Here is an 11,813-nt window from a genome sequence, read left to right as displayed (position 1 = left end):
AAAATAGGGCGTGACTGCGCGGTACCGAAAGGGCTTAAAAGATTGTAATTGTACCAGAAGCGCAGGCCATGACAAATATGGATTGAGCAGCCGGCCATTGTTACCGGCGCTAACCGCATGGCGTTGCCGATCGGAGCAGTGGGCCGGTAATTTGGATTACTTGGTTAACTTGAATTATAGTTGCCAAATCTCGGGAACAGTTAGATAGTTCCATTATTTCTAATATCGTCCGCTAGGCTTTGTTATTAACATTTCATTCTCGATACATCTTGCCGCGTAGGTTGCCAGCCGGGTCCCTTTACCGGGGTTGAAGGTGTTAATCGCCTTAATTAAGCCGATTGTACCAATAGATATCAAGTCTTCCGAATCTTCTCCTGTGCTGTCGAATTTTTTTACAACATGTGCAACTAGTCTTAAATTCCGCTCGGCGAGGATATTGCGCGCTTCTTCGTTACCGCAGCTTAATAGGCGGAGGTACTTTAGCTCTTCTTCCTCAGATAACGGTTGTGGAAAAGAATTATTAGCTATATACGAGACGAGCAGCAGGAGGCCGTTGACCAGAGATACCACAGTCAAAGCCCAGAGACCAGATAGCATCTACATCTATCCCCCCTAATTTGTTTAATGATTCATGCATATAAGATAATAATATGAATGCGGTGCCTGCACTGGTGCAAGTCCTAATAAAAATTGTTTAAATAAAGGGTTTTTTGTCCAGTTGGAGAAGCATTAATTTGGATGATATTTTTATGCCGCCCGGAAATTATATATGGTAGTAACCTGGTTCATCCGCTGGAATTAGTTGTCTCAGCAATCCGTCTCAGGTAAAATATAATATGTACTGCCTTATTAGCATCATGGAAGGAGCAGGGAAAAGATGATTCAGGCCACAGGGGTAATCCTGGCCGGCGGGAAAAGCGTTCGGATGGGTACTGATAAGGCGTTTCTGAAAGTAGGACCTCAGGGGATGCTCGAACATATAGCCGGAGAGTTTAAAAAAGTGTTCGCAGAGGTTTTGATTTCCGGAGGAGACCCGGAGACAGGACGGAATCTCGGTTTAAGAGTCATTAACGACCTGATTGAAGGCAAAGGTCCCCTGTGTGGTGTCCACGCCGCGCTTCACGAAGCACAACATGATAAGATCCTGGTTGTTGCCTGCGATATGCCTTTCGTCACCGCGAAGCTGGCGTGCTTTATGATGCGGCAGGTGGAAGGATACGATGTTGCCGTGCCGAGTCACGGAATTTACCTGCAGCCTCTGTTTGCCGCTTACAGCCGGAGTTGTTTGCCGGTTATTGAAGAATCTTTAGCTGCGAACAAATACAAAATTGATGGTTTCTTTCCTCGGGTAAGGGTAAATTATGTTAATATGGAAAACTATTGTTCGCATATTGACATTGAAACTTTATTTTTCAATATCAATACACCGGTGGATTTGCATAAGGCAAGAGAGATGGCTGACAAAAAGATAACGAATTAAGAATAGTTAGCTTTATTAACCATATATTCTTTAAGAAAGGTAGCGCCGGAGTTTGTTAAATTTATTATTTCCAAAAATTTATGTTTCATCGATTACCGATATTCAGGTTGAGTGGTTGAAAGAGCTGGGAATAAAGGGTGTACTTTTTGATTTGGACAATACCATTATCCGGAGGGACTCTTACCAGTTTCCACCGGAAGTTACCAGTTATATTTATAAACTCCGCCAGCATGGTTTAAAAGTAGGCATAATTTCCAATAACAGGCGTAAACGTGTTGCGGCTATCGCCGGTTTGCTGGAGGTTCCTTCAATCCACCGCGCGGTTAAGCCGTTAGCTAAGTCCTTTCGGCGAGCTATGAAAATGTTGGGGACTTCCGCGGAAGAAACAGCGCTGGTCGGCGACCAGATATTTACTGATATTTTGGGCGGGAATTTGGCAGGTCTGCATACTATCCTGGTCGTTCCCATGCAGGGCAAGGATTTCTGGGGCTCGAGGCTGATTTGCCGCCCCCTGGAAAAGCTTGTACTGGCCAGACTGAGCAAGTATAAAGAGGTTGTCTATGTTAACCGGGATTAACGGCCGGACAAAAGTTTGCGGGATTTACGGCTGTCCCGTGGAACATTCTTTCTCCCCGGCAATGCATAACGCTGCTTTTGACGCGCTTGATCTTGATTTTGTATATGTGCCTTTTTTAGTTGAACCCAGCCGTCTTCCAGCAGCGGTGGAAGCGGTTAGATCGTTGGGGCTGGCTGGTGTTAATGTTACTATTCCTCATAAACAAGCCGTGTTGCCCTTATTGGATGAGATTACTGAAGAAGCCCGCTTGATTGGCGCAGTCAATACGATTGTCAATAATTCAGGGTGTTTGCTTGGTGATAATACTGACGGAAGAGGATTCTTACGCGCCTTGCAGGAACAGGCCGGGTTCAGCCCTGCTGGTAAGACGGCGCTGATCATGGGTGCGGGCGGCGCGGCGCGGGCCGTGTCAGTCCAACTGGTCCTGGCCGGCATAAGGAAACTATTTTTATCCAATCGCTCCAGGACACGGGCGGAAGCGCTGGCCAGCCTACTTGTGAAGAATACAGGGTTGCCGGTGGCTGAAGTGGTCCCATGGCCTGTGAGCGGGGAAAACCCTGATCTATCCGAAGAACTGCCGCTTGCCGATCTGGTGGTGCAAACTACGCCGGTGGGGATGCATCCGGATGAAGGCTCAACCATCCCGCTGCCTTTATCATCGTTTGGCCCTGGGCAGGTAGTCTGCGATCTGATATACAATCCCCCGGAAACTATGTTTATGAAACGCGCCAGCCAGGTTGGCGCAACTGCTCTAAATGGCATAGGGATGCTTTTGTACCAGGGAGTCCTGTCTTTTGAACAATGGACCGGCAAGACTGCTCCGGTAGAGGTAATGAGGGAAAGTTTATTAAAATGTTTGCACTGGAGGATTTGAATTGTTGAGGTATCTTACTGCGGGGGAATCTCACGGTGCGGTTCTCACGGCGATTATTGAGGGCATGCCGGCCGGTCTGCCCTTGACCGGTGATTATATCAACAGGCAACTGGCGCGCCGCCAGGGAGGCTACGGCCGCGGCGCCAGGATGAAAATTGAGAGCGACACTGTGCGTTTCCTGTCCGGGGTGCGCGGGGGATTGACTCTGGGCAGCCCGATTACTCTTCAAGTGGAGAACAAAGATTGGGATAACTGGTCTGAGATAATGTCGCCGGAACCGGACGGGCGTGTGGAAGAACGGGTGGTCACACGGCCGCGGCCGGGACACGCCGATCTCGCGGGAGCTTTAAAATACCGGCATAGAGACATACGCAATGTGCTGGAGCGCTCCAGCGCCAGGGAAACCGCCGCCCGGGTGGCGGTGGGCAGCGTGGCCAGGAGGCTCCTGGAAGAACTGGGAATCAAGATTATCGGACAGGTGGTAAGAATCGGCGGTACCGAAGCTAATGCGGGAAGTCTCAACATGGAGGAGCTGACAGCCGGGCTGGCCGGTTCGCAACTCCAGTGCGCCGATCCCGTGGCGGAACAGCGAATGATCGCTGAAATCGACCGGGCGCGGCAAGCAGGCGACACGCTCGGAGGCGTTTTCGAAATAAATTGTTACGGCATTCCCGCCGGCTTGGGCAGTTACGTTCAATGGGACCGGAAACTGGACGGCCGGCTGGCCGCCGCTGTCATGAGTATTCAGGCAATAAAAGGCGTGGAAATTGGGCTGGGTTTCGCGGCGGCGGAGCAGGCGGGCTCGCTTGTGCAGGATGAAATTTTTTACGGACAAGACGGGGAGGGGTTTTACCGCCGGACCAACCATGCCGGGGGCATTGAAGGCGGTGTGACAAATGGGGAGGTGGTAGTGTTGCGTGCGGCTATGAAACCGATACCGACACTTTACCGGCCTTTAAAGAGTGTACACATAATTACCAAGGAACCTGTGGAAGCGTCAATAGAGCGTTCCGACACTTGCGCCGTTCCAGCCGCCTGCGTGATTGGCGAGGCGGTTGTAGCCTGGGAAATAGCCGCGGCGTGCCTGGAAAAGTGCGGCTGTGACAGCCTGGCGGAATTAAAGGACAATTGGAATAGCTACCTGTTATATCTAAGGCAGGTGTAGTATTCATTGAAGAACATTGTTTTAATCGGGTTTATGGGAACAGGCAAATCGACCGTGGGCCGCCGCCTGGCGCAACGGCTCAATCGGAGGTTTGTTGATACCGACACAGAAATTGAAAGCGTTACCGGTAAAACTGTGGCACAGATTTTTGCCCGCCACGGTATGGTTCGTTTTCGTTCTGAGGAAGCGCTTCTGGTTAAAAAACTTGCTCCGCAAGAAGGGCTGGTCATATCAACCGGCGGGGGGATGGTATTAGACCCGGAAAACGTCTTTCTCCTGAAAAAAAACGGCGTTTTGATCGGTCTGACCGCCTTGCCTGAAATTATTTTCAATAGGGTAAAAAAAAAGAAGAACCGGCCCCTGCTTGCCAAAGGTGATTTGAAAGAACAAATTGAGAAATTGTTAAGGGAGCGCCAGAATGCCTATGATGTGGCTGAATATACTGTGGATACCGGCGCATTCCCCCAGGAGGAAGTAGTAGAAAAGATTGTCCGGTATCTGGAAGAAAAGCAGGAGTTGTAACGTTCATGGAGATAATAAAAGTTGATTTGGGGGACAGGAGTTACCCAATCTATATAGGCGCTGGAATTATATCAGAGCTTGGCAATTGTTTAAAAAAACTGCCGGTTGGGAAAAACACGCTGTTGATTACCAACAGCACCGTTAGAAACTTATACGGACCGGATGCTGAAAAGAGCCTAAAGGAAGCCGGTTTTGATGTGACATTTGGCGAAATCGGCGACGGAGAGCAGAATAAGACGCTGGCCACAGCCGGACGCCTCTATGATTTGGCTTTCGACAAAGAGATTGATCGAAAAAGCCCGGTGGTTGTTCTCGGCGGCGGGGTGACCGGAGACGTGGGGGGGTTTGTCGCGGCGACCTACCTGCGCGGGGTGCCGTTCATTCAGGTGCCGACCACGCTTCTTGCCCAAGTGGACAGCAGCGTAGGCGGTAAAGTGGCGGTTAATCACCCCAGAGGGAAAAATATTATCGGGGTTTTTTACCAGCCTGGTTTTGTGCTAGCCGATGTAAACCTGTTGAAAACATTGCCTCCACGTGAATTGCGGTCGGGGCTGGCCGAAGTGATTAAGTATGGCGTTATTTGGAGCGCGGATTTTTTTGCCTGGCTGGAAGAAAACATCGAGGCGTTACTGGCAGGTAATACCGAGGCGCTTATCCATGTTGTCCGGGAGTCTTGCCGGATTAAAGCGAAGGTGGTTGAGGAAGATGAAACTGAAGGCGGCCTGCGGGCTATCCTAAATTACGGCCACACTGTCGGCCACGCCGTGGAAGCTCTTGCCGGGTACGGTAAATATACGCACGGTGAAGCGGTAGGCATCGGTATGGTTTCTGCCGCCCGGCTGGCCGTGGCGCTCGGATTGTTAAACATTTCCGATCTCAGCCGGATCGAAGCGTTAATCCGTCGCGCGGGTCTGGCGCTGGAATTGCCGGATAATCTTGCGCCGAAAGATCTCGTCGATAGTTTTTATCACGATAAAAAAGCTGCCGGCGGACGTTTGACTTTTGTTCTTCCCTTGAGTATCGGCAAAGTGTCGATAAAAAAGAATTTAAGCGATGAGTTAATTGAAAAATTCTTTAATCAATAACAGGATTCAATAAAATAGGGGCAGTTTAGCTGCCCCTGACCTGCCGCTAACGGACTATCCAGTTGCTGCCATTGTTGTTATCCCAGTGGTCGGCTGAATCCTTGAAACAAAAATTCACTTTGTCGCTTTTCATTTTAATGTTCTTTTCCCATCCTCTGTAGGTTCTATTCATTTTATCGGTGCTTGTATCCATCCAGCGGTCACCGAAGCCGTAATGCAAAAATACCTGGTCAGCGCCTGATTTTGCCAGAAGACCATTATAGCAGATGGTAATATCATTGCTATAATCGCTAGCCTTTACTTCCACACCTTTTTGAAAATCGTTCCAGCCCTTTGCCATCATTTAAGTCCCCCCCCCTTTTTTTTATTTGAAACTATTATTTATCTTGGCCTTAAACAAACTTTTTTATGACCGTGTATTAATGTAAAATAAGCTTATAAAACTTAATTCAACCATAATATTCATTGAGAATATTATCGATTTTGCTGGTTTTTCAATGGAAGGATTTCAAGGTGAGCATGTAGAATTAATAATCCATAATTAGGAACCCCCGACGCTTTATGACGTTATTGTAATCAGATTGTTAACTGTGACGGCATTCTACAGGTATAAACAAGACAATAAAAGAGGTAAAATATGGAAGGTAAAGTTGGGGAAGGAAAGAAATCCTTGATTCTCGTGGTGGATGACTCTAAATATATGCGGTTTAAACTGCGCCAGGTCCTGGAAAGCGATGGTTATAAAGTTGTTGATGCGGAGAACGGCGCGCAGGCGCTGTCCGTTTTTAGACTGGAACGGCCGGAGATTGTTTTGATGGACTGCATGATGCCGGTGATGGATGGTTTTACCGCCTGCACCCGGTTGCAGGAACTCCCCGGCGGGGATCGCGTGCCGGTAATCATGATTACCAAACTGGAAGATGACAAAGATGTGGACATGGCGTTTAAGGCAGGGGCTACCGACTATATAACAAAGCCCATTCACTGGGCGGTTTTGCGTCATCGCGTGCGGCGGATGCTGCATGCCAGGCAGGCTGAGACTTCGCTGGAACAGAGTGAGGCGTTCAACCGGACACTGATTGACCATGCGCTCGACGGTATCATCACCATCAATACGGACGGTGTTATCCAGTCTTTTAACCCTGCTTCGGAGCGCATTTTCGGCTACAGCTGCGGGGATGTCCTCGGACAGGACATCAACCTGCTGATGCCGGAGTTCTACATAGATTACGATACCTGCCTTTCCGGCGGCCAGATCGCCGGGGAACACCAGCGCGCCGGCGCGATCAGGGAGATTTCCGGGCGCAGGAAAGACGGTTCGGCAGTCACCATCGAATTAACGATAAGCGAGTTTTATTTCGACGAGCAACAGTTGTATACCGTTATCCTGCGTGATATTAGCGAACGGAAGCGGTCTGAGGAGGCCTTGCGTGAAAGTGAGGAGCGCCACCGCACACTTACCGAAAACACCTATGACTTAATCAGTGAGATAGACAGCAATGAGCGGTATTTGTACCTGAGTCCAAACTACCGGGATGTTTTGGGCTATGAGCCGGGTGAGTTGATTGGCAGGAAAGTTGTCGATCTGATTTATCCCGAGGATTGTCCCGCTGTCAAAGCGTCGTTCAGGAGAGTTTTTGAGCATAAGGCTATAGAACAGGTCATTTACAGGTTTATTCATAAGAGCGGAGAATTGCGCTGGTTTGAGAGCACGGGAAAAACGTATCAGACTGTAACCGGCGAAAGCAGGGTTGTATTTGTTTCGAGGGACATCACGGAAAGGCAGCGCTATGAAGAAACGATCCGGCACCAGGCTTTTCACGACGCTTTAACCGGTTTGCCAAACCGGATGCTTTTCAAGGACCGCCTTACTCTGGAAATAGCGCACGCGAAGCGCAATAAACAGATGCTGGCGGTGCTGTTTCTCGATCTGGACCGGTTTAAACTGGTAAACGATACGCTGGGCCACGGTCTGGGAGACCAGTTGCTGAAAATTATCGCCAGGCGGCTGGTCGGATATGTGCGTGAAGACGATACCGTCGCCAGATTGGGAGGCGACGAGTTTACCGTGCTGTTGCCGGAAATACTTCAGGTGGAAAACGCGGCCAAGGTTGCCCGCAAAATTCTCCGAGCCGTCAGGGAACCGGTGCGTATTGACGTTCATGAGCTTTACATCTCCACGAGCATCGGTATCGCCCTCTATCCAAGTGACGGTGAAGATGCCGAGAGCTTGCTGAAAAATGCCGATACCGCGATGTACAGGGCTAAAGAGAACGGTAAAAACAACTACCAGCTTTATACTCCGGCCATGAACGCCAAGGCCTTTGAACGGCTGGCCATAGAAAACGGATTGCGCCGCGCGCTGGATCGTAATGAGTTTGTGGTTTATTACCAGCCCAAGGTAAATATTAATACGGGAAAGATAATCGGCATGGAAGCTTTGGTGCGCTGGGAGGTTCCTGAGCGGGGACTGATCCCGCCGGGGGATTTTATCCCTTTGGCGGAAGATACCGGATTGATCGTGCCAATAGGCGAATGGGTATTGCGCACCGCTTGCGCCCAGAACAAGGCCTGGCAGGACGCGGGTTACCCTCCCTTGCGCGTGGCGGTGAACCTTTCGGCGCGCCAGTTTCAATTGCAAAATTTGGTTGAAGTAGTGTCACGGGTTTTAGAAGAAACCGGATTGGAACCATGCTGGCTGGAGTTGGAGATAACCGAAAGCGTGGCCATGCAAAACGCCGAGTACACCGTGAAAATGCTTTATGAATTAAAGGATATGGGTATTCAACTGGCTATTGACGATTTTGGCACGGGTTACTCCTCACTAAATTACCTAAAGCGTTTTCCAATCAGTAAACTAAAAATTGACAAGTCTTTTGTCCGTGAGATAGGCACTGATCAAGATAATGAGGCGATTGCTTCAACTGTTATCGTGCTCGGGCAAAGCCTCAAACTTGGTGTGGTGGCGGAAGGCGTGGAAACCGAAGAACAGTATGACTTTCTAAAGCAGCATCAATGTGATGAAATGCAGGGTTACCTGTTTGGGAAGCCTGTTCCGCCCGAAAAGTTTGAAGAAATGATTCGCCGGGAAAGCGCTGGTTAACTTTTTCAACAGGGTTTTGGGCAAGATTATGGAAAAGAAGGGGTAGACTAAGGTCAGCCGCTTCTTTTTTTGGGGGAAAGAGTTTTGGTTGAAAAAAAGTATTATACGGCCGGGGAAGGGAAACACAGGGTCGAACTGCTGGTTTCGGTTACCGGCGACGGTTTGGTTGTGCAGCTTTTCGGGGGTGAAAGGACACATGTCGGAGCCGCCGCCCTCAGTCTGCCCAGGCCCAGCCTGAGGGACCCCGGCGTGATGAGTTGCAATACTATTGTTATTCCGCTGCTGGGCCATAAAGATGATGAAATAGCCAAGCCTGTCGCCGAACGGATAGCGGTTGTCTGCGGCAAGCCTGTATTGGTGGTGGCGGGCATGCATGTGTATAACGCCGGTCCGGAGGATGTCGAGGCGCTGGTAAAAAACAGCCATGAAGCGGCGCGGATGTTGATAGACAGTTTAACAAGAGCAGAAAAGGAGTCAGGAGTCAGGAGTCAGAAGTCAGAATAAGAGAAAGAGGGACATATAAGAAAAGGTCGTAAAAGAAGCGGATTGGTAATAGCCAGTCTGTTTCTTTGATATGTAAGGAAATTATGCTAAAATGATAAATACTCAGGATCTAGAATAATGTTACGGTTTATTGTTCCGAAACATTCTGAATTCTGACTCCTGAATTCTGAATACTTTCAGATATTTATACTCTCCGGAGGGGAAATATGATTAATCCGGTTGCCGTTCATATCGGGCCTTTGGCTATTTACTGGTACGGAATTATTATGACCGCCGCCTTCATCATCGGCGCGGCGCTGGCTTACCGCCTCGCCTCGGAAAGCCGTATAGATCCCGATCATGTGCTTAATCTGTTGATTTACATTATCCCAGCCGCGATAATAGGCGCGAGATTGTATTACGTTCTCTTTCGCTGGGAGGATTACAGCTACAACCTTCTTGAAATATTCGCCGTCCGGCACGGCGGGCTGGCCATTCACGGCGGCCTGTTGGGGGGTGCTCTGGCGGGTCTCCTCTATGTGAGAAAACATAAGCTGAATTTTTGGCAAATGGGAGATATTTTCGCGCCGTGCGTCGTTCTCGGACAAGCGATTGGCCGCTGGGGCAATTTTATTAACCAGGAAGCTTTCGGCGGTCCGGTCACCCGGGAGTTTATCGGCAGGTTCCCCGCTTTTATGCAAAAGCAGATGTTCATCGACGGGCAATACCACCACCCGGCTTTTTTATACGAATCATTATGGAATCTGCTTGTTTTTATTTTTTTGATGATTTACCGCAAGCGGGCGGATTTTCACGGTCAAATCCTGCTAGCCTACATGGCCTTATATTCCGCCGGACGCTTTTTTATCGAAGGGTTGCGTACCGACAGCTTGATGCTGGGGCCGCTCCGGGCGGCTCAAGTTGTCAGTGTAATCTTTATAGTCGCGGCAATCGGATTGTATGTCAGCAGAAAACAAGACAAACATAGTATTCGTCAGGATGAGCATACTAAATAACAGGTAGTCAGCATCCGGGAGTCAGAATACAGAATAATTCAAGAAGATTATTTTATTCTGACTACAGACTACAGACTACAGAAATGGGGGTTTGGACATCTTGTTTTCCGGCCTTTTTGAACACAGGGCAAGTGAGTTGCTATCGCGTGAGCAAGCTTCTTTTTTTATCCGGGATGCACAGAACGGCACTGTGGAAATGGGCAAGCTGCTGCAACAAGTAGCGTCTGCCGGTCATCCCGACATATCTCAGCAATGCGCCCGCCTTTTGCAGCTTAACGATCAAGTGGGCGATGTTTTGCAGCAGGTGCAAAAATCGTTGAAATAAGTCGATACGTCTGCCCAGTACTGACGCATAATTCTCAGAGCCGTTAAATTAAAGGCGTTGTATCCTTTTAAAGAGAATATTTTTTCGCAAAACCCTACTGGACAAATTATATTCGTTATGAGATAATAGTGAGGGTTACCAGAAGAAAGGGGCCAACACTATGAAACATGATGAAAATGGGTTCATATTAATATGCGGGCGTATGTTTAGAGCTGAAGAACTTCGAGATGTCATCGAAACGGTGCGTCTATTTCCGAAATTGAGTCGCCACGAATTGGCGAAGACGATATGTGAAGGCTTGTCTTGGAACGCTCCCAATGGCCGCTATAAGATAGATGCCTGCAAACAATTGCTGGATAAGCTTGAAAGGCAAAAAGAGCTAGTGCTTCCGGAAAAGAAAAAAACACAACCCCATTCACGCGAACAGGTAGTTCCCGGACAGAGAACCGAACCCGAACCAGAGATAGGTGGAACAGTATTCGAATATGAGCCAATTGAATTGGAGAGTGTACGCAGCAAAGAAGGGATTCGCCTGTGGAACGAGTATGTGGAGCGTTACCACAAGCTAGGATACAAGCGCCCCTTCGGCGCCCATCAGCGGTATTTTATTTGGTCCGGTTCAGCGGAGAAGAAGCGGTTGGGTTGCATATTGTTTTCAGCTGCAGCTTGGGCATTGGCCGAACGAGATATTTGGATCGGCTGGACTAAAGAAGAGCGCAGTCAACGCTTGCACCTGGTGGTGAATAACACACGGTTTCTGATCTTCCCTTGGGTAAAGATAAAAAATTTAGCCAGCAAAGCGCTGTCGCTGGCCGCAAAACAAGTACGCCGCGATTTTCAGGAGCGGTATGGCTACGAGCCGGTTCTACTGGAAACATTTGTGGATATAGAGCATTACAAAGGAACCTGTTATAGAGCAGCTAATTGGATACCACTTGGTCTGACAGCAGGCAGGGGTAGAATGGACCGTTATACCGAATACTTGTCCACCCCCAAACAGATTTTCATGTATCCGCTGGTTCCCGACTTTCGGGCACATCTTTACGGTGAACGTATAAGCGGAGGTGAAGTGCTGTGAGCACACCCGCCTCCATACAAAAAGCGCAGTACAAGGCGAAAGCTTTACGTCAGCAACAAGTGAACAGAGAGATAAAGCAAGTATCCAGACCCGCTTTACCGAACC

The 11,813-nt window shown here is 49.0% G+C and carries 13 protein-coding genes; 11 read left to right on the top strand and 2 right to left on the bottom strand.

From position 1 onward, the window contains the following. Positions 1–219 precede the first annotated feature (219 nt). The gene (locus L7E55_RS14180; protein ID WP_277444953.1) at positions 220–597 is read right to left on the bottom strand and encodes a sigma-70 family RNA polymerase sigma factor; all 378 of its coding nucleotides are present in this window, start codon (positions 595–597) and stop codon (positions 220–222) included. 280 nt (positions 598–877) lie between these two features. On the opposite strand from L7E55_RS14180, the gene mobA reads away from it, so the two are divergent. From mobA to aroB, 6 genes are read left to right on the top strand one after another with little or no spacing between them, the layout of a single operon-like run. Next, positions 878–1,480: a molybdenum cofactor guanylyltransferase gene (gene mobA, locus L7E55_RS14175; RefSeq protein ID WP_277444952.1), complete on the top strand. Its 603-nt coding sequence runs from the start codon at positions 878–880 to the stop codon at positions 1,478–1,480. A 52-nt stretch (positions 1,481–1,532) separates the two neighbouring features. Continuing rightward, on the top strand, positions 1,533–2,057 hold the full coding sequence (locus L7E55_RS14170) for a YqeG family HAD IIIA-type phosphatase (RefSeq protein ID WP_277444951.1): 525 nt from the start codon (positions 1,533–1,535) through the stop codon (positions 2,055–2,057). Then, positions 2,041–2,931 (top strand): shikimate dehydrogenase, encoded by an 891-nt coding sequence (gene aroE, locus L7E55_RS14165; RefSeq protein WP_277444950.1) that lies wholly within the window; start codon positions 2,041–2,043, stop codon positions 2,929–2,931. The genes L7E55_RS14170 and aroE overlap by 17 nt, the downstream gene beginning before the upstream one ends. 1 nt (position 2,932) lies before the next feature. Then, complete coding sequence (gene aroC, locus L7E55_RS14160; RefSeq protein ID WP_277444949.1) at positions 2,933–4,096, top strand: chorismate synthase; 1,164 nt, start codon at positions 2,933–2,935, stop codon at positions 4,094–4,096. A 6-nt stretch (positions 4,097–4,102) separates the two neighbouring features. Further along, on the top strand, positions 4,103–4,618 hold the full coding sequence (locus L7E55_RS14155; RefSeq protein WP_277444948.1) for a shikimate kinase: 516 nt from the start codon (positions 4,103–4,105) through the stop codon (positions 4,616–4,618). 5 nt (positions 4,619–4,623) lie between these two features. Further along, positions 4,624–5,703 (top strand): 3-dehydroquinate synthase, encoded by a 1,080-nt coding sequence (gene aroB, locus L7E55_RS14150; protein ID WP_277444947.1) that lies wholly within the window; start codon positions 4,624–4,626, stop codon positions 5,701–5,703. Between the two features lie 46 nt (positions 5,704–5,749). On the opposite strand, the gene L7E55_RS14145 is transcribed toward aroB, so the two are convergent. Continuing rightward, positions 5,750–6,046 (bottom strand): carbohydrate-binding protein, encoded by a 297-nt coding sequence (locus L7E55_RS14145; RefSeq protein WP_277444946.1) that lies wholly within the window; start codon positions 6,044–6,046, stop codon positions 5,750–5,752. Between the two features lie 294 nt (positions 6,047–6,340). Between L7E55_RS14145 and L7E55_RS14140 the strand changes: the two genes are divergently transcribed. From L7E55_RS14140 to L7E55_RS14120, 5 genes are all read left to right on the top strand, one after another. Beyond that, a complete protein-coding gene (locus tag L7E55_RS14140; RefSeq protein WP_277444945.1) occupies positions 6,341–8,806 on the top strand; it encodes a two-component system response regulator in 2,466 nt (821 codons plus the stop codon). Between the two features lie 84 nt (positions 8,807–8,890). Then, positions 8,891–9,310 (top strand): prenylated flavin chaperone LpdD, encoded by a 420-nt coding sequence (gene lpdD, locus L7E55_RS14135; RefSeq protein WP_277444944.1) that lies wholly within the window; start codon positions 8,891–8,893, stop codon positions 9,308–9,310. 209 nt (positions 9,311–9,519) lie between these two features. Next, entirely contained in the window at positions 9,520–10,305 is a 786-nt protein-coding gene (gene lgt, locus L7E55_RS14130; protein ID WP_277444981.1) for a prolipoprotein diacylglyceryl transferase, read from the top strand. A gap of 100 nt (positions 10,306–10,405) precedes the next feature. Further along, positions 10,406–10,630 carry a hypothetical protein gene (locus L7E55_RS14125; RefSeq protein WP_277444943.1) on the top strand — a complete coding sequence of 75 codons (225 nt, stop codon included), beginning with the start codon at positions 10,406–10,408 and terminating at the stop codon, positions 10,628–10,630. 160 nt (positions 10,631–10,790) lie between these two features. Further along, complete coding sequence (locus L7E55_RS14120; protein WP_277444942.1) at positions 10,791–11,708, top strand: DUF4338 domain-containing protein; 918 nt, start codon at positions 10,791–10,793, stop codon at positions 11,706–11,708. The last annotated feature ends 105 nt before the right edge of the window (positions 11,709–11,813 follow it).

Origin of the sequence: Pelotomaculum isophthalicicum JI, from assembly GCF_029478095.1 — a bacterium.
In the GTDB taxonomy this organism is placed as follows: domain Bacteria; phylum Bacillota; class Desulfotomaculia; order Desulfotomaculales; family Pelotomaculaceae; genus Pelotomaculum_D; species Pelotomaculum_D isophthalicicum.
This window is presented reverse-complemented; position numbering and strand designations above follow the sequence as displayed.